At 64.9% G+C, this 23,534-nt stretch carries 15 protein-coding genes; 2 read left to right on the forward strand and 13 right to left on the reverse strand.

Annotated features, from left to right (window positions below; translation table 11 throughout):
• Nucleotides 1-156: 156 nt before the first annotated feature.
• The 3 genes from ACP7BZ_RS03510 to ACP7BZ_RS03520 all read right to left on the reverse strand — a co-directional run bounded on the left by ACP7BZ_RS03510 (nucleotide 157) and on the right by ACP7BZ_RS03520 (nucleotide 2,007).
• A complete protein-coding gene (locus ACP7BZ_RS03510; protein ID WP_426110526.1) occupies nucleotides 157-459 on the reverse strand; it encodes a putative quinol monooxygenase in 303 nt (100 codons plus the stop codon).
• Entirely contained in the window at nucleotides 459-863 is a 405-nt protein-coding gene (locus ACP7BZ_RS03515; protein WP_426110256.1) for a winged helix-turn-helix transcriptional regulator, read from the reverse strand. The genes ACP7BZ_RS03510 and ACP7BZ_RS03515 overlap by 1 nt, the downstream gene beginning before the upstream one ends.
• Before the next feature lie 196 nt (nucleotides 864-1,059).
• Entirely contained in the window at nucleotides 1,060-2,007 is a 948-nt protein-coding gene (locus ACP7BZ_RS03520) for an alpha/beta fold hydrolase (RefSeq protein ID WP_426110257.1), read from the reverse strand.
• 401 nt (nucleotides 2,008-2,408) lie between these two features.
• Between ACP7BZ_RS03520 and ACP7BZ_RS03525 the strand changes: the two genes are divergently transcribed.
• Nucleotides 2,409-5,621 (forward strand): PAS domain-containing protein, encoded by a 3,213-nt coding sequence (locus tag ACP7BZ_RS03525; RefSeq protein WP_426110258.1) that lies wholly within the window; start codon nucleotides 2,409-2,411, stop codon nucleotides 5,619-5,621.
• A gap of 15 nt (nucleotides 5,622-5,636) precedes the next feature.
• Here the strand turns inward: ACP7BZ_RS03525 and ACP7BZ_RS03530 are convergent, their stop codons facing one another.
• The 6 genes from ACP7BZ_RS03530 to ACP7BZ_RS03555 all read right to left on the reverse strand — a co-directional run bounded on the left by ACP7BZ_RS03530 (nucleotide 5,637) and on the right by ACP7BZ_RS03555 (nucleotide 13,048).
• The gene (locus ACP7BZ_RS03530) at nucleotides 5,637-6,491 is read right to left on the reverse strand and encodes an HDOD domain-containing protein (RefSeq protein ID WP_426110259.1); all 855 of its coding nucleotides are present in this window, start codon (nucleotides 6,489-6,491) and stop codon (nucleotides 5,637-5,639) included.
• Between the two features lie 158 nt (nucleotides 6,492-6,649).
• Nucleotides 6,650-7,684: a BON domain-containing protein gene (locus ACP7BZ_RS03535; protein WP_426110260.1), complete on the reverse strand. Its 1,035-nt coding sequence runs from the start codon at nucleotides 7,682-7,684 to the stop codon at nucleotides 6,650-6,652.
• A gap of 142 nt (nucleotides 7,685-7,826) precedes the next feature.
• Nucleotides 7,827-8,564 (reverse strand): hypothetical protein, encoded by a 738-nt coding sequence (locus ACP7BZ_RS03540; protein WP_426110261.1) that lies wholly within the window; start codon nucleotides 8,562-8,564, stop codon nucleotides 7,827-7,829.
• Nucleotides 8,565-8,723: 159 nt separating this feature from the next.
• A complete protein-coding gene (locus ACP7BZ_RS03545) occupies nucleotides 8,724-10,202 on the reverse strand; it encodes an efflux transporter outer membrane subunit (RefSeq protein ID WP_426110262.1) in 1,479 nt (492 codons plus the stop codon).
• A gap of 53 nt (nucleotides 10,203-10,255) precedes the next feature.
• Nucleotides 10,256-11,857, reverse strand: coding sequence for a DHA2 family efflux MFS transporter permease subunit (locus tag ACP7BZ_RS03550; RefSeq protein WP_426110263.1), 1,602 nt, complete (start codon nucleotides 11,855-11,857; stop codon nucleotides 10,256-10,258).
• A gap of 21 nt (nucleotides 11,858-11,878) precedes the next feature.
• Nucleotides 11,879-13,048: an HlyD family secretion protein gene (locus tag ACP7BZ_RS03555; RefSeq protein WP_426110264.1), complete on the reverse strand. Its 1,170-nt coding sequence runs from the start codon at nucleotides 13,046-13,048 to the stop codon at nucleotides 11,879-11,881.
• Nucleotides 13,049-13,159: 111 nt separating this feature from the next.
• Here ACP7BZ_RS03555 and ACP7BZ_RS03560 point away from each other — a divergent pair, with 111 nt between their 5' ends.
• Complete coding sequence (locus ACP7BZ_RS03560) at nucleotides 13,160-13,846, forward strand: TetR/AcrR family transcriptional regulator (protein WP_426110265.1); 687 nt, start codon at nucleotides 13,160-13,162, stop codon at nucleotides 13,844-13,846.
• Here the strand turns inward: ACP7BZ_RS03560 and ACP7BZ_RS03565 are convergent.
• From ACP7BZ_RS03565 to aceE, 4 genes are all read right to left on the reverse strand, one after another.
• Entirely contained in the window at nucleotides 13,839-17,003 is a 3,165-nt protein-coding gene (locus tag ACP7BZ_RS03565; protein ID WP_426110266.1) for a DEAD/DEAH box helicase, read from the reverse strand. The genes ACP7BZ_RS03560 and ACP7BZ_RS03565 overlap by 8 nt on opposite strands.
• 191 nt (nucleotides 17,004-17,194) lie before the next feature.
• Entirely contained in the window at nucleotides 17,195-18,994 is a 1,800-nt protein-coding gene (gene lpdA, locus ACP7BZ_RS03570; protein ID WP_426110267.1) for a dihydrolipoyl dehydrogenase, read from the reverse strand.
• A 12-nt stretch (nucleotides 18,995-19,006) separates the two neighbouring features.
• A complete protein-coding gene (gene aceF / locus ACP7BZ_RS03575; protein ID WP_426110268.1) occupies nucleotides 19,007-20,674 on the reverse strand; it encodes a dihydrolipoyllysine-residue acetyltransferase in 1,668 nt (555 codons plus the stop codon).
• Nucleotides 20,675-20,752: 78 nt separating this feature from the next.
• Entirely contained in the window at nucleotides 20,753-23,449 is a 2,697-nt protein-coding gene (gene aceE, locus ACP7BZ_RS03580; RefSeq protein ID WP_426110269.1) for a pyruvate dehydrogenase (acetyl-transferring), homodimeric type, read from the reverse strand.
• Nucleotides 23,450-23,534 lie beyond the last annotated feature (85 nt).

Consider the following 23,534-nt stretch of genomic DNA (forward strand, 5'->3'; position numbering starts at 1 on the left):
GAGGCGGTGGCGGGTTGGCGGTGGGCAGCAGGAATGCGGTCGGGCAGGCGATCGGCATTAATCGGCATCAATCGGCATCAATCGGCATCAGCAAGGCATCAGCAAGGCCGCGCCCGCCCTTGCAGGTGGAAACATCGCATCGGCCGTTTCCACAGTTCAGCCGGCCGTGTGAACCAGCGTTGGCGCGTAGTGCCGCATTTCATCGATACGGTCGATATACGGCCGGATTGCCGCCAGAAAGCGCGCGAAGTCCGGGCTCTTTCGGAAGCCATCGAGATGCGCCTCGATCGAGGGCCATTCAATGCGCAGGATAAAGTTGCGGTCGTCCTCGACGCAGCGGGCCAGCTCAAAGTCCAGGCAAAATGAGGACGCCCGCAGGACGTCCGCTGCCGTTGCATAGGCGGCGAGAAATGCGGGCGCGTCCTCGGGCGCGATGGCATAGCGGATGTATTCAACCATCACGGCTGCTCTCCCTTGGGCGTGGTGGCTAAGGTCAATGCAATATTGTTGCGGCGCGCATGTTGCACACCCCACACGTGCAGCACTTGCAGAACCATGGTCAACGCGCGCGCGGCGTCGGTCAATCCATACTCCACGCCTTTCGGCACTTCCTGGTCGAGAACGACGCGCCTGACCAGGCCGTCATCGGCCAGTTGGCGCAGCTGCTCCCCAAGCACCTTTTTTGACGCACGTGGGATCAAACGGGTCAGCTCGGTGAAGCGCAACGGCCCGGCCTTCAGCTGAAACAGGATGGTCGGCTTCCATTTTCCCGCGATGCAGTCAACGGCCACTTCAATGCTGCAGAAGTATTCTTTGGTCAGCCGCCGTGGGCCGCTTGGGGAGATATTGTCCGTGGCGCGCATAGGATTTTTTCATCAGATGACCGTCCAAATCACAGTAACGACGATGCACGAAAAAAGCAATAAGGTACAAATTTGTCACCTGTGAACGCATCGCCAGCGGTATGAAAACGCCGAGGCAGGCGAACTCCATTCGAGCAAAGAAATTTTCTCGAATGAGGCAAGTCGGCGGACTCGGCCAAAGTATGTCCAACCCATCCTATTGAGCAACAAAGTCCTCCACCAAGCGGATGGTCAACTCCGGCACTTCCTCCATCAGCCAGTGCCCCGCCCCCGGCACCACCACCTCGCGCACGTCGCTGGCGACATTGCGCATCATCGCCGCCACCGTCGCGCCCATCGATTTTTCGCCACCAACGGCCAGCACTGGCATGGTCAGCCGGGTCGCGCCCGGCGCGCGGTTGTCAGCGACGTCGAGCGCGACGATGCTGTTGAACTGGGCGAACGCCGCGCGCATGGCGCCGGGCCGGCTGTAAAGTCGGGCATAGTGCGCGCGCGTCGCTTCGCTGATGCGGGCCGGGTCGCCGGCAAACTCGTTCCAGAAACGGTCCAGATAAATGCGCTCGCGACCGGCGACCAGGCGCTCGGCATCCTTGCCGCCAAAATTGAAATGCCAGAACTGCGGACGCACAATCAACGCGTCCCACGGGGCAATGCCAGGCAGTGGCGCGTCCATCACCACCAGGCGGCTGACGCTGGCCGGATAGCGCGCGGCATAGGCGTAAGCGACCATGGTGCCGATGTCGTGACCGACCACGGCGGCACGGTCCTGGCCCAGGCTGGTGAGGATGGTGCGAATGTCTTGCGCCTGCGAGCGCTTGTCGTAGCCACCCGGCGGCTTCGACGACAGCCCCATGCCGCGCAGGTCGGGCACAATGACCGTGTGCGAGCGGGCCAGCCGCGCGGCCAGCGGCGCCCACATGTCGCCAGTGTCGCCAAAGCCATGGATGAGCACCACCGCCGGGCCGCCGCCGCCGGTGCGCACATACAACTGGGCGCCATCAGCGGTGGTTACCGTCGATGCCTTGAAACCGGCTGGCAGCGCAGCTTCATTTTCAGCAGCAGCAGCAGCAGCAGCAGCAGGCAGGATGCTAACGATGGTCACGATGCCGGCAACTACGCCGGCCAACAGCAGTTTGAGTCGCATGCCTGAGTCCTTTGAATGCGTTGTCCGTTTGGAAAAATTCGAGCTAAGTACTCGCCGGAAAATTATTGTGGATTTATAGCGAACAGAAACGGATGCGATGCAAGGCGCTCACCGCTAGCAACGCGGGCATTGCTAGCGGTGAGCAACGCAGCAGCGCGCCGTTTATGGCAGCTGGAAATCACAATAATTTACTGGCGAGTACTTAGCCACGGCTGATAGACGGCGACGCGCGCGCAAAGTTCGCAGCACCTGATGTGCACGGCGATGTGCATCAAACGCCCCCACTGCGGGCGCTGCCACTGGCAATCGCGCTGGCGCGCAAATACATGTAAATACGGCAATAATGCTCAGGCATCCCGTATAATTGCGGGTCCCCCGAATACGCCTGAGCCCGCCCCCTTATGCCGAATCACGCCGATTTGCCGCCGCGCCCTGTCGCGCCGCTGCGCCTGCCCGCCCTGGTCGAACAGTTCGACTGGGCTGCCACCACCCTCGGACCGATGGCGTCGTGGCCGGCCAGCCAGCGCGCGGTGGTGACCATGCTGCTGCATGCACCGATCGCCATGGCGTCCATGTGGGGAGCGGATGGCGTGATGATCTACAACGACGCCTACGCCATCATCGCCGGCGACAAGCACCCGCGCACGCTGGGGATGAAAGTGGCCGAGGCGTGGCCGGAAGTGGCCGATTTCAATATGGCGATCCTGGCACGCGTGCTGGCTGGCGAAACCGTGTCCTACACGGATCAGGAACTGGTCTTGCAGCGCCACGGCAGCGCCCAGACCAGCTGGTTCAATCTCGATTACTCCCCCACCTACGGCGACGACGGCACCCCGATCGGCGAAATCGCCGTGGTGGTCGAGACCACCGCCAGGGTGCGCGCCGAGCGCTACCTGCGGGGCGAATCGGCCCGCCTGAAAGCCATGTTCGATCAGGCGCCCGGCTTCATGTGCATGCTCACCGGCGCCGACCACGTCATCACGCTGGCCAATGATGCCTACCACCGGCTGGTGGGCCAGCGCGACATTCTCGGCAAGAGCGTCGCCGCCGCCCTGCCGGAAGCGGCCGAGCAAGGTTTTATTGCCCTGCTCGACCGCCTGTATGCGAGCGGTGAACCATTTTCTGGCCACGCCGTCCCCTTCCGCAGCGCAGCGACCGCGCTGGCGCCGGCACGCGAGCAGTTCCTCGATTTTATCTATCAGCCGATGAAAAACGACGACCAGCAGGTCTTCGGCATTTTCGTGCAAGGCTCCGACGTCACCGCCCGCGTGCTGGCGGAAAACGCCGCCCGTGAAAGCGGCCGTATTTTTAACGCACTGGCGCAGGCGCTGCCCAACCAGGTCTGGGCGGCAGCGGCCGACGGTGTGCTCAACTGGTTTAACGATCACATCTACGAATACACCGGCGTCGCCCCGGGTGCGCTCGATGGCGGCAACTGGGGCGCGATGGTGCACCCGGACGACCTGCCCGGCACCGTCGCCGGCTGGGCTGCGGCCTGCGCCAGCGGCCAGGCCTACGAGCGCGAGCTGCGCCTGCGCCGCGCCGATGGCCTCTACCGCTGGCACATCTCGCGCGCGCTGCCAGTGACCAGCGAGGACGGCGTGGTGCAGCGCTGGGTCGGCACCAACACCGACATCGAGGACCAAAAGCTGGCCGCGCTGCTGCTGGCGAACATGAACGAGATGCTGTCGACCGAAATCCGCCGCCGCACGGCCGAGCGCGACCGCATGTGGGTGCTGTCGACCGACTTGATGCTGGTGGCCGATTTCGACGCCACCATCGAGGCGGTCAATCCCGCCTTCACTTCGCTGCTGGGCTGGCGCGAGTCGGAAATCGTCGGCAGTTCGCTGATGCAGCTGGTGCACCCTGACGACGCCGCCGCCACCAGCGCTGGCGTCGCCGCCCTGTCGAGCGGCAAGACCACCTTCAAGTTCGAAAACCGCTGCCGCCATCACGATGGCAGCTACCGCATCATCGCCTGGGCGGCGTCGCCCGATGTCGAACACCTGCACGCAGTCGGCCGCGACGTCACCGCCGACCGCGAGGCGCAGGCCGCCATGCGGCGCACCGAACAGGCGCTGCAGCAGTCGCAAAAGATGGAAACCATCGGCAAGCTGACGGGCGGCGTGGCGCACGATTTCAACAACCTGCTGCAAGTGATCTCCGGCAATCTGCAACTGCTGCTGTCGGACGTCGGCGCCAATCCGCGCGCCCTCAAACGGCTGGAAAACGCCATCGGCGGCGTCGCCCGCGGCGCCAAGCTGGCCAGCCAGCTGCTCGCCTTTGGCCGCCGCCAGGCACTCGAGCCCAAAGTGGTCAAAATCAGCCGTTACGTGGCCGCCATGGACGACATGCTGCACCGGACCATCGGCGAAGAAATCGAACTGGAAACCGTGATTTCAGCGGGCCTGTGGAATGTGCTGGTCGACACCGCGCAGGTGGAAAACGCCCTGCTCAATTTATGCATCAATGCGCGCGACGCCATGAACGGCGTCGGCCGGCTGACCATCGAAGTGGGTAACGCCACCCTCGACGAAGCCTACGCCAGCCTGCACGACGACGTCAGCGCCGGCGCCTACGTGATGATCGCAGTGAGCGACACCGGTGCCGGCATGTCAGCGGAAGTATTGCAGCAGGCCTTCGAGCCATTTTTTTCCACCAAGCCGGAAGGAAAAGGTACGGGTCTGGGGCTGTCGATGGTGTATGGCTTCGTCAAGCAGTCGGGCGGCCATATCAAGATTTACAGCGAAGTGGGCAACGGCACCTGCGTGAAAATTTATCTGCCACGCTCGACCGAAATGGAAGACGTCGCTGCCACCGCGCCAGTGGTGCCAATCACCGGCGGCACCGAGACCATCCTGGTGGCGGAAGACGATGAAGATGTGCGCAACACCGTCGTCGAACTGCTCGGCGAACTCGGTTACCGCGTGCTCAAGGCGGGCGACGCCACCAGCGCGCTGGCGATCGTCGCCAGCGGCATGCCGATAGATTTACTGTTCACCGATGTCGTCATGCCCGGTCCCCTGCGCAGTCCTGAACTGGCACGCAAGGCGCGCGAACTGCAGCCGCAGATGGCGGTGCTGTTCACCTCCGGTTACACGGAAAACGCCATCGTCCACGGCGGCCGCCTCGATGCTGGCGTCGACCTGCTCGGCAAACCCTACACGCGCGCCGCGCTGGCCCAGAAAATCCGCCAGGTGCTGACCCAGCAAAAACACAAGCTGGCGCTGGCCGCCGGCGACCTCGGCGCCAGTGGCGCGCCCCTGCGTATCATGCTGGTCGAAGACGATGAGCCCCTGCGCTCGATGACCACCGAGCTGCTCGAACATTTCGGCTACCAGGTGGCGCAGGCAGGTGACGCCGAAAGCGCCCTCGAACTGCTGGCCGGCGACGGGCAGGTCGGCGCCGATGTGCTGATCACCGATCTGGAGCTGCCCGGCATCTCGGGTGAAATGCTGGCCGCGCGCGCGCGCCAGCTCAAACCAGGCCTGGCGGTGATCTTCGCCTCCGGGCGTGGCAGCGACAGCGAATTTCGCGACGCCGTCCACCTGCTCAAACCGTACGACCTGGCGGCCCTCAATGGGGCCGTGCAAAAGGCGCTGCGGCGCGGCTAAGCCTTGCCAAGCAAGCTACACCAGCAGCACCGCACTCATCACGCGGTGCTGCTCGCGTGCTTCGGCCAGAATGTCGTCGAGGGTGGCACGGTCGAGCAGCAGGTCGAGGACGCTGTGTTCGTGCGCCAGCGCCGGCGTCGGCCGCGCCGCGCTATCGAGTGGCGAGGCGACCGGCGCCAGGCGGTTGGCCAGCAACAGGGTGTCGAGCAGGCTGGCGGGCGGCATGCCCATCAGGCCATGGCGCATGCCGCCGATGGCGTCAAAGACGGGCGCCGGAATGGCCAGCTTTTTGAGCACTTCGGCGCTGACCACTTCTTCGCACAGGGCGATCCAGTTTTCCGGATCGGCGTCCAGCAGGCCGGGAAATTCGTCGGCACGCGAGAGCAGATAAAAGCCACCAACTTCGTGGACGATGGCGGCAAAGACGGCGGTATCGGCGTCGACACCAGTCAAGCGCAGCGCCAGCACGCGCGCCAGCGCCGCCACGTGGGCAGTGTGTTGCCACAACTGTTCGGCCTTGGCGCGCAATTCACGGTTGACGATGCGGCTGCCGAACTGGCGCACCACCAGGCTCGAGACCAGCAATTGCAGATTGCGCATGCCGATCCGTCCCAGCGCCACCCGCACATTGGTGACCGCAAGGCCGCCGCCACCGCCGGTGGCGCCATACGCCACCGAATTGGCCATGGCCACCGTGCGCGCCGCCAGTTGCGGCTCGCCCAAGACGAGCTTGATGGCTTCTTCGCTATGGCAATCGGGATCCTCGAGCGCGCGCTGCAGGCGCAGCACGGCGTTGACGCTGGTAGGAAAGCTGATTTCCCCGCGTTCGGCTTGCGCGGCAATGAGGCCGAAAGTCTCTAGTTTGTTCACGATAAAATTATACGCCAGCACCGCACCGGCGAAACAATGCCTGCGCCGCTGGCAGCAGGGGGGACTGCTACCACAAGGCACCTGTCCCATATTTCCAACACCCCAGCGCCGGCGTCACCTTCAGGCGACTGCGCCGACGACCATGCTGCCGGCGTCGATCACTTCACCTTGATCGCACTTTTCACACTGCTCACACCGTCGATCGACTTGGCCAGTGCAACCGCCTCGTCGGCAGCGTCCTTGCTATCGACAAAGCCACTGAGCATGACGACCCCTTTTTCGGTTTCGACGTGGATGGCCATCGATTTGAGTGCAGGCTCCTTGAAAAGATCGGCCTTGACCTTGGTGGTGATGACCGAATCGGCCACCACAACGCCAGTCTTGCGGGCGGCGACATCGGATGTGGCTTCGGCTTTTTCGGCCGCCACTTCGGTCTTGCCGGCGACGGTGGCAACCGCGCTGCGGGTCTTGTCGGCAACGCGGGAGGCCACTTCGCGGTTTTTTTCGGCCATGGTGGCAGCGGCTGCGCGGGTGTTGTCGGCGACCTGATCGACGGCGGTGATCGACTGGTTGGCCATCCGCGACGGCGACATCGGCGAGTTGGTGGTGGTGGCGGTGGTGGCGGTGCCGGTGGTAACGGCGCCGCTGCGGTTATCGATCAGGCAGCCAGTCCTGGCGCCGCCTGCCTGTGCGCATTTTTCCAGCGCTGCCGCCCTGGCAGCCTGGTCGCCATCGACGCCGGTGGTGACCGGATTGGCCCCGGCGACGGCGCGGTCAGCCTTCACGTCAGCAACGGCGGCCGTGTGAACAGCGCTGGCATTGGCCATACAGCTGTCTTTTTCGGCGCCGCTGGCGTCCTGGCAGCGCGCGCGGGCGACGGCGAAATCGGCGTCGGCGACGGCGTTGCGCGCGCGGGCGCGGCCGGCGACGCTGTTGTTGTACTGGGCCACGGCGTCCGCTTCAGTGTGGGCACGTGCTGCCTTGGCTTCTTCCATGCAGACGGTCTTGGCGTTGCCGCCCATGTCTTTGCAGGCGCTGGTGGCCATCTTGTAATCGGCGGCGGCTTTTTGGGTGACGTTGCGGTACGTCGCAGGATCGTGATTGAGGGCGGCAGTCGGGGCGGCGGCAGAGCTGGCGCCCATGGCGCCGGCCAGCACAGCGGCCAGTAGCGTGGTCTTGAGTGTGGTCGTCATGGTAGTCCCTTCGCACGTGGTAAGTAGTCCTTCGTGCGCCCATTAGACGCCCGCTGGCGAGGTTAATCTGTGCGTCACCGTACACTTGCTGAATAAACCACGTTAGCGCATTTGTCGAAGCAGATTGATAAATCGGGATAGATCATTCCCCTGTCAATGGTCCCGCGCGCCACAGCAAGGCGACCGCTTCGAACGGGCTGGCCACTGCCGTCAGGCTGGCCGGATCGGCGGCCAGATCGAGCCAGGCGACGGTGTCATGGCCACCGCTGGCCAGCGGCGGCTGGCCGCGCACGCTGCGCAGCCAGGCCAGCACGGCCGGGTAGCGTGCGCTCTGGCGGCGCGCCGTCCACGCCAGCGCCAGCAGGTCGGAAAACGCTTCTTCGCGGCGCATCAGCATGATCTCGCGCCGTACGGCGGCCATGGGCGCAGCATCGGCCAGAACGGCGGCGGCGTCTTCACCAGCTGGCGGCCGCGCGGCGGCGCGCTGCGCAAACGCGGCCGGCAGCGCATGCCAGACACCCTGCACGTAGCGCCAGCAGTGCCCCACTTCGTGGGCCGCCATCGCTTCGATCATCCAGCTGCGCTGTTCAAGGACCACGCCAGCGAAAATGGCGTCGGCGTCGTCGCTGCGACCGCGCATCGATAGCACCAGCTTGCAGCGCCGGCCATCAAAGCCCATCGCCATCGGCACGTCGTCGGGGCCAGCCTGCGGCTGCACCACGATATCGATGGGCAGCTGGCCTTGCTGCGCCCAGGCGAGGACCGGGGCGGCCGCCTGCAGCCAGCGGATTTCCTGCGCCGTCAGCTCGGCCGCAGGGGCAGCCAGGCAAGCAGTGGCCGCCAGCAGCGCGGCACTGGCAAACAAGATCGACTTGAACATGGCGTGCTCCTCGAGAGTCCATGTAATGACTATCGGCAAGTCTTGAGCCGGCTACAGTGATTCGCCAGGATTAGTTTTGTGACTGACGAGAACGACAACTTGCATGTAAAAAGGGCAGCCTGAGGCAGGCTGCCCTTGTATCGAACCGTGCTGGCGCGGTCAGCGCGGCAGCGGCGCCGCTTGCGGGCCCTGGGCGATGGTCGCCAGCGGTGCCTGCTGCTGCCAGCCAGCGCCCAGCGAACGCGCCACTGCCACCGCGGCCAGCAGGCGCTGGGTGGCAATCTGGGCGGCGGCGCGGTCGGCCGTCAGCGAACTGCGCTGGGCGTCGGTGACGTCGAGGTAGTTCGACACCCCGCGATCGAAGCGCGCCTGCGCCACCAGCACGGCGCGGGCAGCGGCGCTGCCGGCGGCGGACTGCGACTGCGCCTGCAACTGGCGCTGCTCGACGTCCGACAGGGCGTCTTCCACTTCGCGCAGGGCGGTCAACAGGCGCGACTGGTGATTCGCCACCGCTTCGTCATAGCGCGCACGCGCCACTGCCAGATTGGCGCGGTTGCGGCCACCGTCGAAAATCGGCAGCGCGATCGACAGCGGGCCAGCGGAAAACTGACGGGCCGGGCCAGTGGCCAGATTGCGCAGGTTTTCCGAAGCATAGCCAAAATTGCCGGTCAGGCTCAGGGAAGGATAAAACGCCCCTTCGGCCACGCCCACCTGGGCATTGGCGGCGCGCAGATTGGCCACGCTGGCGGCCAGGTCGGGACGCTGGGCCAGCAGGCTCGCTGGCAGGCCGACCGGAATGGCCGGCGGCGGCGGCAGTGTGGCGCTGCCGATGGCAGGCACCAGCGGTGTCGAGGCAGAGACGCCGGCCAGCGTTGCCAGCGCATGCTCGAGGGCGTTGCGCTGGCGCTGCAGTTCATGCATATCGGCTTGCGCATTGGCCCGTTCGACCCGTGCGCGCGACAGATCGAGTTCGTTCGACAGGCCGCCATTAAAGCGCGCCTCGATCAACTGTTCGGACTCGAGCCGGGTGGCCAGCGCGCGCTGGACGATGGCCATTTCGGCGTCGAGCCCGCGCAGCTGCCAGTAGGTGCCGGCCAGCTGGCTCGAGAGCATCAGCACGACGCCGTCGCGGTCGTCCTGCGCTGCCAGTGCCTGGGCATCGGCCGCCTCAACCACGCGGCGCACGCGGCCCCACAGGTCGAGTTCATACGACAGCTGGGCGCCGACCTGGTAGTTATTGCCCTCGATGGTGCGGCGGCCCAGCGCAATACCCTGCGAGGTTTCGGTGGAGCTGTGCGAGTTGGCGATCGAAGCGCCCACCGACAGCGTCGGCGCCTGCGCCGCGCGGTACACGCCCAGCTGCGCCTGCGCCTGCAGCAGGCGCTGGGCGCTGGCCAGCACGCTCGGGTTGTCGCGCACGGCGCGCTGCTCGAGGGCGTCGAGAGTGGGATCATTAAACACCGTCCACCAGGCAGCGGGCAGGCGCGCGCTGTCGGCGCTGGCGGCGTGACGATAGGCGGCCGCAGCGGCCGTCACCGGCTCCTGAAAATTGCTGCCGACGGTGGCGCAGCCGCACAGGGCAAGGGCCGCGGCCAGCAGGGCGCTGCGGGCCAGCAGGGGCGTAATCGATGAGGTCATGGTCGGCTCAATGGTAGGTAAAAGTGACGGGCGAAGGTTGAACGGGCGGCGCATCAATGACCACCAGCGCTGGCGCCACCGGGCGACTTGACTTTGCTGGCAAACCACAGCACGACGATGCAGCCGATCAGCACCGCGCCCATGATGACGAAACCGTCGTTATAGGCCATCACGAACGACTCGCGCCGCACAATACGGTCGATGGCGGCAATGGCCTGGTTGGCGGCGGCAGTCGCTTCAACGCCATTGGCCATGAAGGCGCCGGTCAGCTGGTCGAGGCGCTGCTGGGTGGCGGCGCCGTACATCGAAATCGATTCGCCCAGCCGCGCCGAGTGAAAATGTTCGCGGTTGGTCAGCGCTGTCGCCAGCATGGCGATACCGACCGAGCCACCGAGGTTACGGGTCATGTTAAACAGGCTCGAGGCCGAGGCCATGTCTTTTGGCGCGATGCCCTGCATGGCGAAGTTCGACAGCGTCAGCATGATGAAAGGCTGGCCCAGCGCCCGCACGATCTGTGACCACAACAGCTGGTCATAGCCGTAGCTGGCGTCCATGTACGCGTTCATCAGGCAGGAGCCGCCGAACATGGCCAGGCCGATCGAGCACAGGATGCGGTTGTCGATTTTTGACGACAGGGCGGCGGCGAACGGCATGATGAACAGCTGCGGCAGGCCGGCCCACATGATCACTTCACCGATCTGCATCGGCGTGTAATTGGCGATCTGGCCAAGGTACAGCGGCAGCAGGAAGGAGGCGCCGTACAGGCCCATGCCGACGCAGGCCGACAAGGCGGTGGCGACCATGAAATTGCGCTCGCCGTACAGGCGCAGGTTGACGAAGGGGTCGGCGCGCGTCAGGCTGGTGGCGACCCAGCCGACAATGCCGACCAGCGCCAGGCCGGCGAAGGTAATGATGAAGCTCGAATCGAACCAGTCCTTCGAATTGCCCTCTTCCAGAAAAATGGTCAGGCTGGCCAGCCCGGTGGCCATGAAGGCGATGCCCAGCCAGTCAGCGCCGGCGAGCAGTTCGAGGTGGATTTTTTCCTTGTCGAGACCCCACCAGATGCCCAGGATGAGCAGCAGGCCCGGCACCCAGTTGATATAAAAGATCGACGGCCAGCCATAAATCTCCGACAGGTAGCCGCCCAGGGTCGGGCCCATGGTCGGCGCCAGCGTCGCCGTCAAACCGAAAATGGCCATGCCGATGGCGCGCTTCGATGGTGGCAGCTTGGCCATCACCAGCGTCATCGCCATCGGGATCAGGGCGCCGCCCGTGAACCCCTGCAACATGCGGAAAATGATCATCGACTGCAGGCTCCAGGCGCTGCCGCACAGGGTCGAAAACAGCAGGAAGGCAGCGGTGGTGCCGATCATGTAGCCGCGCATGCTAAACACGCGCACCAGCAGCGCCGCCAGTGGAATGACGACGATCTCGGCGCACAGGTAGGCGGTGGAAATCCACGAGCCCTCTTCCTGGGTGGCCGACAGCGTACCGAGGATGTCCTTGAGCGAGGAATTGGTGATCTGGATGTCGAGGACCGCCATGAAGGCGCCCAGCATGCCGGCGGCGACGGCGATCCAGGTGCGCATGTCGACTTTTTGCCCGGCCGCTGCGGGCATCATGACGCCGCGTGGCGTGTTGGTGGTGCTGGCCATGGGGAGCGCTCGCGGGGCCGCTTAGCGGGCTGCAGCCGCGGGGGCTGCCGGGGCTGCCTGCGGTTGCGGATCCTGGCCCAGCTTGATTTCGACAAACGCCGACATGCCAGGCGCCAGCCGGCCATTGAGGGCCTTGACGTCTTCCGGGCGCAGGGTGATTTTCACCGACACGCGCTGGACGATCTTGGTGAAATTGCCGGTGGCGTTATCGGCCGGCAGCAGGGCGAACTGGTTGCCCGAGGCTGGCGAAAAGCTGTCCAGACGACCGCTCAGCGGGTGCTTGGGCAAGGCATCAATTTTCAGATCGACCTGCTGGCCCGGCACCAGTTCGGCGAGCTGGGTTTCCTTGAAATTGGCAGTCACCCACAGGTCGTGCTGGACGATGGCGACGAGCTGCTGGCCCGGCTGCACGCGTGCGCCCACTTCGACGCTGCGCTTGCCGATGCGGCCGGCGACCGGCGCGAGCACCTTGTTGTAGCCGAGCGTCTGGCGGGCATCCTTCAACTGCGTCTGCAGCACCTTGACCTGCGCCTTGAGCACTTCGCGGGCCGACTGCGCGGCCGTGATCTGCGCCTGCGCGGCGAGCACGTTTTCGCGGCGCGCCGCCACATCGGCGGTGGCGCCGGCGCGGGCGGCATTGGCGGCGTCGAGCTCGGCTTTCGAGACGGCCTTCATCTGGGTGTTGTACAACTGGCCGTAACGCTCGGCGTCCTGGCGCGTGCGCAGCAGCGACGCCTGCGACTGCGTCACCTGGGCTTGGGCGGCGCTGGCCTGGGCGCGGGTCTGGGCAATGGTGGCATCGGCTTGCAGCACCTGTTGCTCGGCGCTGGCGATCTGCGCCTGGATCTGCTCGACTTTCAGGCCCTGGTCGGCGGAATCGAGTTCGGCAATGACGGCGCCGGCGGCAACCACCTGGTTGTCTTCCACCAGCACCTTGGTGACCACCCCCGCCACCCGCGACGACACCGGGGTGACGTGGCCGGAGACGAAGGCATTTTCCGTCTCTACATAGTAATGGCTGCGGTACCACATGCGGCCACCGACAGCGAGCGCCACCAGGGCAATCACGGCGACGATGCCGATCACGCGCTTGTTGGGCGGCGCCTTGGCCGGGGTAGCGGCAGTCTCAGCAGGCCCGGCGGCAACGGCGCTCAGCGGCTGGGAATCGGCTTTGTTGGGGTTGGCAGACATGGAAACTCCGGGGTGGATAGGGTGGTGGATGACGCATTATTGGTGAGAATTTGGGCGAAGTCAAGAAATGAAACGATTGCATTTCATTTTATTTTGGACTACAGTCTGGCCATGACCAATGACTCTCACACCACCAGCGACAGCAGTGCCGACAGCGCCGCCAGCATAAAAATTGCTGCCGGTCGGCCACGTTCGTGCGAGCGTGCCGCGCGCCAGCAAGAGCTGGTGCACACCGCAGGCATGCTGTTTATCAAGCATGGTTACCGCAACGTCAGCCTGGAAATGCTGGCGCGCGAAGCGCACGTTGCCGTGCGCACTATTTACGTCAAGTTTGGCGGCAAGGCCGGCTTGCTCAAGGCAGTACTGGAAGCGAATCGCGAAAAATTCTTCCGGCCCCAGGAAATTCTCAACGACACCCGCCCGCTGAAGGAAAACGTGCGCGACTTCGCCCTCCACTTCCTCGACCTGATCAGCCGGCCGGAAGCGCTGGCCATGCACCGCATGGTGGTGGCCGACGCCCCCACCAATACCGAGCTGGCGCAAGCGTTTTTCGAGGGTGGCCCGCAGCAGACGCGCATCATGCTGCTGGAATTTTTTTCGCGCGCCGACGTCCGCAGCCAGCTGCGCGATGGGCTCGAGCTGGCGCTGCTACCGGTGTTCCTGCTCAACTGCATCATCGGCGACCCGTATGAACGGATGCTGTTCGAGCCGGTGCCGCTGACGGCGGCGGCGATCGAGCAGGCGCTCGACCAGCGCCTCGACCTGTTTTATCGCAGCGTGCTCAAGACCGTCAATTAATCAGCGGCAGCGCCTGCGCCAGCTGCCTGCCAAACACCGTCGCCGACCACGCGCTGCGGTCACCGATCACATACAGGCGGCGGCAGGCGCGGGTGACGGCGACATTGATCAGATTGGGCCGGCTGCCAGCCCAGCTGCGCGCGCCAGCACTGGCGCCGCCCATCACAAAACACACCGTTTCGCTTTGCTTGCCCTGGAAGGTGTGGACGGTGCCGACATGCTGTTGCAGCCAGCTGGCAATGGCCTCGTCGCTGGCGCCATCAGCCCATTCGGCCTGGCGCCGGCGCAAGGCGCTCTGCAGGCTGTCAGCGACCGACTTGAAGGGCGAAACAAGGAACAGCTCGGGCAAGCCATCGTCCTTGCCGACCCATTCATTGGCGGCATACGCCAGCACCAGCGCCACCGCCAGCTGGCCTTCGGCGGCGCTGGAATGGCCATCGAAGTGACCGCTCACCACATCATGCCAGCCCGATGGCCCCAGCAAGGGCCGCGCCGCGCTGGCCGCCACTTCATCCTCCACTGCCGGCCCAAACACCATCTGCTCGTTGTAAGCGATCTGGTTCGACAGTGAAAACATCGGCTCGACGCAGCGCTGGTGCACGCGCAGCGGTGCGCCCACCCACAGTTCGCTGCCGTCGTACTGGACGACGATGGCGCCGTGGCGGTTGCCGCGGTCAGCCAGCTGCTGCGCCGAGCAGGCCGTCAGCTGGTGCGCGGCCGGCGCACCGTGAAAGCTCAGCATCGCCAGGTCGAGTTGGCGATCGAGCTTGATCACCGGTTCGACCTGCAGCGGGTCGCCAACGATCAGGGCGCGGCGCGCGCGCCAGATGGCGCCCAGCGCATGCGAGGGCACCGCCTGCCCCGCTTCATCGACCAGCAGCAAGCCAATCTGCCCTTCACCGAGATCGCGAAAGCAGCGCGCCACCGAGGCAAAGGTGCTCGACACCACCGGCACCGCCAGAAAGAAGCTGGCCCACAGGTGCGGCGCCATCTGCGGCAGGTGCGGCGCCAGAAAGGCTTGCTGCTCGAGCATGGCCAGCGCCAGCTGAAAATTGGTGCGGAAGGCTTTACCGGCGTTTTTCATGAACGCTTTGTGCAGGTGCATGGCAGCGACGAACACGTGCGCGCGCGCCGCCTGGTAGGCCGGATTACTGCGCGGCAGAGTTTTGTGCTGCTGCTCGGGCGGCAGCATGGCAAACGCCTGCGCATCGAAGGCGGCCGGACCGAGCGCCGCTGCCAGCGCGCGCTGCTGCGCCGCGTGCAGATGGACCGTGCGCTTGGCCGCTGCCAGCGTCGCCTCGGCCCCCTGCAGCGCAGCCCCCGCCGCCTCCAGCTCGGCCAGCGCTTCGAGGCGCGCACGGCGCACGCTGGCGCGGCCGGCGCTCAGGCGGTCGTCATCGCCATCGAGCTGCTGGCGGCGCAGCGCACATCGGGCAAACACGGTCGGGCGCAGCAGGCGGGCGAACAGCTGGCGCCACCACGGCCACTGGCGCGCCAGCAGCTCGCGCTCGGCCAGATTGGTCGCCAGTGCGGCCTCGCCGTCAGCAATCGCGCCAGCGATCGCTTGCAGCGCCGTGCTGGCCGCCCGCTGGCGCTGGCCACAGGTCAGCACCAGCGCGCCGGCGTCGACGACGGCAGCGCGGCTTGCCTGCAGCTGCGCCAGCACCACATCGTGGCGGCCGATGTCGGCGGCGATCGCCTGCACCCGCGCCAGTGCCGCCTGGTAGGCGCTGCGGGCGGCATCCCAGTCGAGCGCCGGGTGGGGAATCTTGTCGAGCTCCTGGAACAGGCCGGCGTCGCCAAAGCGACCGAGGCGGGCGGCCACCCGGTTGCGGTTCTTGCGGTTGCCCAGCGGGACCGAGATCAAGCCCCAGCATTGCAGGCTGGCGCGGGCGTCCTCGCCGGCGTCGTCGTTGAGGATCGACTCGGCGCTCGCGGCAAAATAATCGAACGACGCCATGCCGCGCTGCAGCGGCTGCGGTGATACCTTCTTCAAACTGGGCAGATCGAGGGTAATGTTTTCGACCGCCTTGTTGTTGGCGCTGGCGACGACAATAGCGCAATCGAGCAGGCGCGCATCGACCGTGTGTATGGCGCCGCGCAAGGCTTTGCCGGCGCCATTGGCGGGATATTCGACCGCCTCGGGCGCCCGTTCGAACGCTTGCTGGGGGTCGTCGAACGTGGCCAGGATGGTCGCCCGTTCGACCAGCCGGGCGGCGATGACGTCCATCAGCAAGGTGGTCTTGCCGGTGCCCGGCGGGCCGTTGACGGCAAAGATACCGCCGTCGCGCAGGGTCTCGAGCGCCAGGTTGACCGCCACCTGCTGCATCAGAAACAGGGGGAAATCACTGGGCCAGCGTCCGGCTGGACAGCGCTGCGGCGCCAGTGCGGCATCGATGGCGGCGATGCTGGTGATATCGACCCGTTCACCGGCCTGCGCCTCGCCATCCAGATAGCGCGCCACCTGGACCGCGCCGCTGCCCTCTTGCGCGGCGACGCGGATGCGCTCGAGGTCTTCCAGGTAAAACGAATTGACGGGATCGAGTTCGGGTGGATTGGCCAGCCGCTTGCCTTTCCAGTCGAGCAGCGCAACCTTCTGTATGCACAGCTGTTCGCGCGCCAGCAAGCTGCCTGGTTGCCATGCCAGCCGGGCGAACAGGCAGGCGCACACCTGTTCGAACCAGGCGCCGTCGGCGACGCTGCTGCTGCTCATCGAGGTCAGCGCCCCGACCTGCTCCTGCAGCGCGGCGGCGATGGCGCCGTAGGCGCGTGGCAGGCCATCGTGGCGCTCGGCGAAGGCGACGCCAAACGCGGCCAGCTGCAAGGTGCTGGTCAGCGGCGTGCCGTCAGCGGCGACCTCGATGGCGCACAAAAAAGTCTTGCCGCGGGTGGCCCGCTGATAGTTCCCACTGTACGATTCAGGCGCGCCGCTGACCTTGAACAGCGCCGCCAGCTCGGCTTCCAGCGCATGCTTTTCCACCAGCCCGAAGTAGACGAAATATTTGTGGTCGTCGGCTGCAGCGGCACCAGACCACGGCAGGCGATCGCTGTAACGCAACAGCAACTGGGGGCGTTGGCCGGCCTTCGGCAAGTCGGGATACATCAGCGCTTCCGCATCCCACCAGTAACGCAGTGTGTTGAGATAGGCCGCCGGCATAATCATTCCTGAATCGAGGTAAGCGCGGCCGCCGGCGGCAATGCCGGCGGCGGCCAAAACGGGGCCGAAGCTTACACCAATTCGACGCCAACATCGTTGGCAAACGCTATAATTTTTAACAAAAAAAGGACCGGCAGCGCGCGGGCGCCGGCCGGTCCCTGGTCACAGCGAGCGCCGGGGCGCTCTCATGATTAACGCTTGCGCGGTGGTGGCAGGTCGGTGCACACCCCTTCATATACTTCGGCGGCCATGCCGATCGATTCGCCCAGCGTCGGGTGCGGGTGGATGGTCTTGCCGATATCGACGCCATCGGCGCCCATCTCGATGGCCAGGGCGATCTCGCCGATCATGTCGCCCGCATGGGTGCCGACGATGCCGCCGCCGACGATGCGATGGGTGTCGGCATCGAACAGCAGCTTGGTAAAGCCTTCATCGCGGCCGTTGGCGACGGCGCGGCCGGATGCGGCCCACGGGAAGTGGCCCTTTTCCAGCTTGATGCCCTTGGCCTTCGCTTCGTCTTCGGTGATGCCGACCCATGCCACTTCGGGATCGGTATACGCCACCGACGGGATCACCTTCACATCAAAAAAGGCTTTCTCGCCATGCGCCGCTTCCGCTGCCACATGCGCTTCGTGCACCGCCTTGTGCGCCAGCATGGGCTGCCCCACCAGGTCGCCGATGGCAAAGATGTGCGGCACGTTGGTGCGCATCTGCTTGTCGACGGCGATGAAACCGCGCTCGCTGACGGTCACGCCAGCCTTGTCGGCCGCCACCTTGGCGCCGTTCGGGCTGCGGCCGACCGCCACCAGCACCATGTCGTAGAGCTGCGGCTCGGGCGCAACGCCGCCTGCTTCGGCAGCGGCGAAGGTGACACGGATCCCTTCGGGCAGCGCTTCCACGCCCACCGTTTTGGTCTTCGTCATGATCTTGTCGAAGCGCGCCTCGTTGTACTTTTGCCAGACCTTGACCATGTCGCGGTCAGCGCCCTGCATCAAGCCATCGAGCATCTCGACGACATCGATGCGCGCACCGAGCGTCGAATACACGGTGGCCATTTCGAGGCCGATGATGCCGCCGCCGATGACCAGCATTTTTTTCGGGATCGCCCGCAGTTCCAGCGCCCCCGTCGAATCGACGATGCGTGGATCTTTCGGCACGAACGGCAGATTGACCACCGAGGAGCCGGCGGCGATCACCGCCTTTTTAAAAGCGATCACCTGTTTGCTGCCGTCGCCGGCAGTCACTTCGATGTGGTGCGGGCCGATGAACTGGCCGACACCCTGGATCACCCTGACTTTACGGGCCTTGGCCATGCCGGCCAGGCCGCCAGTCATCTTGCTGACGACTTTTTCTTTCCAGCCGCGCAGCTGGTCGATGTCGATGGCGGGCGCGGCAAAGCTGATGCCGTGCTTGGACATGGTGGCCGTCTCGTCAATCACCGCCGCCACGTGCAGCAGCGCTTTCGACGGGATGCAGCCGACGTTCAGGCAGACGCCACCGAGGGCGGCGTAGCGCTCGATGAGCACCGTGTCCATGCCCAGATCGGCGGCGCGGAAAGCGGCCGAATAGCCGCCGGGACCGGCGCCCAGCACCATCATCTCGCAGTCGATGTCGGCCGTGCCGGCGAAACTGCCGGGGCTTGGAGCAACGGCGGGGGCAACGGCAGCGGCGACGACGGACGCGGCGACCGCTGTCGGTGCCGCGGCCGCGGCCGGGGCACCGACAGCAGCGGCGGGAGCCACTTCAGCGGCAGCGCCCTGCTCCAGCAACAGCAGCAGCGAACCCTCGGCCACCTTGTCGCCGACCTTGATTTTCAGCTCCTTGATGACGCCGCCACTGGATGACGGAATCTCCATGCTGGCCTTGTCCGATTCCACCGTGATCAAGGACTGGTCAGCCTTGATGGTATCGCCCACCTTGACCATGATTTCAATGATCTCGACTTCTTTAAAGTCGCCGATATTCGGCACTTTGATTTCAATTGTTTTCATCGGTGCTCCAACTCACAGCAGGGTTTTGCGCAGGTCGGCCAGGATATCGGCCAGGTAGGCAGTAAAACGCGCGCCCATGGCGCCGTCGATGACGCGGTGGTCGTACGACAGCGACAGCGGCAGCATCAGGCGCGGCTGGAATTGCTCGCCGTCCCACAGGGGTTCCATCGCCGTTTTCGACAGGCCGAGAATGGCCACTTCGGGCGCATTGATGATCGGCGTGAAGTAGGTACCGCCAATCCCGCCCAGCGACGAAATGGTGAACGACGCCCCTTGCATGTCGGTCGGCTTGAGCTTGCCGTCGCGCGCCTGTGCCGACAGTTCGCCCATCTCGACGGCGATCTGCGAGACGGTTTTTTTGTCCGCGTCTTTCAGCACCGGCACCACCAGGCCTTGCGGCGTGTCGGCGGCAAAGCCGATGTTGTAGTACTGCTTGAGAATCAAGCTGGCACCATCGGCCGACAGCGAAGAATTAAACGCCGGGTATTTTTTCAGGGCGGTGACACAGGCCTTGATGACAAACGCCAGCATGGTCAGTTTGACGGTCGACTTGGCCTTGGCCAGCGCCGCATTCGACTCGACGCGGAACTGTTCGAGGTCGGTCACATCCGACTTGTCGTACTGCGTCACGTGGGGAATCATCACCCAGTTGCGGTGCAAATTCGGGCCACTGATTTTTTTGATGCGCGACAGTGGCAGCTCTTCGGTCGGACCGAATTTGCTGAAGTCGAGCGACGGCCATGGCAGCAGCGTCAAACCAGCACCACCCGTCGCCGGCGCTGCGGCCGCCTTGGCCGGACCTTCAGCGAGCACGCCCTTGACAAAATTCTGCACGTCGAGCTGGGTGATGCGGCCTTTCGGACCACTGCCACCGACGCGCCCCAGATCGACGCCCAGTTCGCGGGCGAACTTGCGGATCGATGGCGACGCGTGCGCCTTGGAGGCGTCAGTCTGCACTGCAGCGGGAGCTGCGGCGGCGGCGGGAGCGGCAGCGGCGACAGGGGCAGCCGCCGCAGGAGCAGCAGCAGGAGCAGCAGCGGGGGCAGCGCCAGTCGCTGCGGGGGCAGCAACGGCGGCAGCAACGACGGCACCAGCGCTGGTTTCAACGAGCAGCACCAGCGAGCCTTCGCCCACCTTGTCGCCCACCTTGACCTTGATTTCCTTGACGACGCCCGCGGTCGAGGCGGGAATCTCCATGCTCGCCTTGTCCGATTCGACCGTCAGCAGCGACTGGTCGACCTTGATGGTGTCACCGACCTTGACCATCACTTCGATGACTTCGACTTCTTTAAAGTCGCCGATGTCGGGGACCTTGACTTCAACCACGCCGCCGCCGGCGGCAGCTGGCGCAGCAGCCGGGGCGGCGGCGGCAGGGGCTGCAGCTGCAGCAGGAGCAGCTGCAGCAGGAGCAGCCGCAGCGGCTGGCGCAGCAGCGGCAGCATCCGCCACCTCCACCATCAGCACCAGCGAACCTTCAGCGACCTTGTCGCCCACCTTGACCTTGATTTCCTTGACCACGCCCGCGCTCGACGACGGGATTTCCATACTGGCCTTGTCCGACTCCACCGTCAGCAGCGACTGGTCGACCTTGATGGTGTCGCCCACTTTGACCATCAATTCAATGACTTCGACTTCCTTGAAATCGCCGATATCCGGGACCTTCACTTCCACAATGCTCATGGCATGACTCCGTTTTTATTCGTTGTAGACGCAGCCCGGCGGACGGTTCACTGAACCGGCCCGCGCGGACCACAAGCATTACTGGGTAACCGGATTCGGTTTATTTGGATTGAGACCGTACTTGACTACCGCTTCAGCGACCGTCGACAGTGGCAGCACGCCTTCGTCGGCGAGCGCCTTGAGGGCGGCGACGGTCACATAGTAACGGTTCACTTCAAAGAATTCGCGCAGCTTGACGCGCGAATCGGAGCGGCCGAAACCGTCGGTGCCGAGCGCCGTGAAATGGCGGCCCGTTGGCACGTACGGGCGGATCTGGTCGGAGAACAGGCGCACGTAGTCGGTGGTGGAGATGATCGGGCCGCTGGTATCCTTGAGCAGTTCGGTGGCATACGGCACGCGCTGTTCGGCGGTCGGGTTGACCATGTTCCAGCGCTCGCAATCGGCGCCGTCGCGGGCCACCATGGTCAGCGACGGCGCCGACCAGACGTCAGCGGCAATGCCCCAGTCGTTCATCAACAGCTCGGCAGCGAACACCGATTCGCGCAGGATGGTGCCCGAGCCAATCAGCTGGACGCGCGCCTTGGCTTCGGCGGGGCCCTGCTGCAGCAAATACATGCCTTTGAGGATCTGCGCCTCGGTGCCCTGGCGCAGGCCTGGCATCGGGTAGTTTTCATTCATCAGGGTGATGTAATAAAACACGTCTTCCTGCTCGTCGACCATGCGGCGCAGGCCGTCCTGGACGATCACCGCCACTTCGTGGGCGAAGGTCGGATCGTAGGGCAGGCAGTTCGGCACGGTGGCGGCAAAGATGTGGCTATGGCCGTCTTCGTGCTGCAAGCCTTCGCCGTTGAGCGTGGTGCGGCCAGCCGTACCACCCATCAGGAAGCCGCGTGCGCGCATGTCGCCAGCGGCCCACACCAGGTCACCGATGCGCTGCATGCCGAACATCGAGTAGAAGGTGTAGAACGGGATCATCACGCGGTTATTCGTCGAGTACGACGTCGCCGCGGCGATCCACGAACTCATGCCGCCCGCTTCGTTGATGCCTTCCTGCAGAATCTGGCCAGCCTTGTCTTCGCGGTAGTACATCACCTGGTCCTTGTCGACCGGCTCGTACAACTGGCCCTGCTGGTTGAAAATACCGATCTGGCGGAACAGCCCTTCCATACCGAAGGTGCGCGATTCGTCGACCAGGATCGGCACGATGCGCTGGCCCAGGCTCGGGTCGCGCAGCAGCGTCGAAATGATGCGCACAAAACTCTGCGTGGTCGAAATCTCGCGGCCTTCAGCGGTGGCGTCGAGCACATTCTGGAACGCCGACAGATCGGGAATGGCCAGCTTTTCATCGGCTTTCGGGCGGCGCTGCGGCAGGTAACCACCGAGGGCCTTGCGGCGCTCGTGCAGATACACCATTTCGGGGGCGTCGTCGGCGGGCTTGAAGAAGGGGATCTCGGCCAGCTTGTCGTCGGGAATAGGGATGGCGAAGCGGTCGCGCATTTCGCGGATGGCGTCGTCGTCGAGCTTTTTGGTCTGGTGCGCGGTATTTCTCGCTTCACCCGACTTGCCCATGCCGAAGCCTTTGACGGTTTTCACCAGCAGGACCGTCGGCGTGCCCTTGTTCTCTTGCGCGACCTTGAAGGCGGCGTAGATTTTATGGGGATCGTGACCGCCGCGGGTCAGGCGCCAGATGTCGTCGTCGGTCATGTTGGCGACCATCTTGAGCAGCTCCGGGTGCTTGCCGAAGAAGTGCTTGCGCACGTAGGCGCCATCTTTCGCCTTGTAGTTCTGGTATTCGCCGTCGACGGTTTCCATCATCACCCGTTGCAGGATGCCGTCCTTGTCCTTGGCCAGCAGCGCGTCCCAGCCCGGGCCCCACACCACCTTGACGACGTTCCAGCCGGCGCCGCGGAAGTCCGCTTCGAGTTCCTGGATGATCTTGCCGTTACCGCGCACCGGGCCGTCGAGGCGCTGCAGGTTGCAGTTGACGACCATGACCAGATTGTCGAGACGCTCGCGCGCGGCCATACCGATCGCGCCCATCGATTCCGGCTCGTCCATCTCGCCGTCGCCGCAGAACACCCATACCTTGCGGTTGCCGGTGTCGGCGATGCCGCGGGCGTGCAGGTATTTGAGAAAGCGCGCCTGGTAGATCGCCATCAGCGGGCCCAGGCCCATCGACACGGTGGGGAACTGCCAGAACGTCGGCATCAGTTTCGGGTGCGGGTAGGACGACAGGCCCTTGCCATCGACTTCACGGCGGAAGTTGAGCAGCTGGTCTTCCGACAGCCGGCCTTCGAGGAAGGCGCGCGCGTAAATGCCGGGCGACGAGTGACCCTGGATGTACAGCAGGTCGCCGCCATGGGTGTCGGTGGGCGCGTGCCAGAAGTGGTTAAAGCCAATGCCCAGCATGTTCGCCAGCGAGGCAAACGACGAAATGTGGCCACCGAGGTCGCCATCGGCGCGGTTGGCCTTGACCACCATCGCCATGGCATTCCAGCGCATCCACGAGCGCAGGCGCTCTTCGTACTCCAGATTGCCGGGGCAATGCACTTCGAGGTGGGTGGGGATGGTGTTGACGTAGGCGGTATTGCTGGAAAACGGAATATGGGCGCCGCGACGACGGGCCAGGTCAACCAGGCGCTCCATCAGGTAGTGGGCGCGTTCCGGGCCCTCGTTATCAATGACCGCTTCGAGCGCTTCGAGCCATTCTTTTGTTTCGAGGGTATCCGGGTCGTTGGCGGCCTGGGCCGTCAACTGATCGAGTTGAGCTGACATTGTTGCGTCTCCTTGGGGTGGGCGCCCTGCCAGGCTGGCGAATCAATTGGTATAGCGCGGCGGACGGTTTTCTGGTCTGTTTTAA

The organism is Massilia sp. PWRC2 (assembly GCF_049896725.1).
Lineage (GTDB): Bacteria > Pseudomonadota > Gammaproteobacteria > Burkholderiales > Burkholderiaceae_D > JAFCUW01.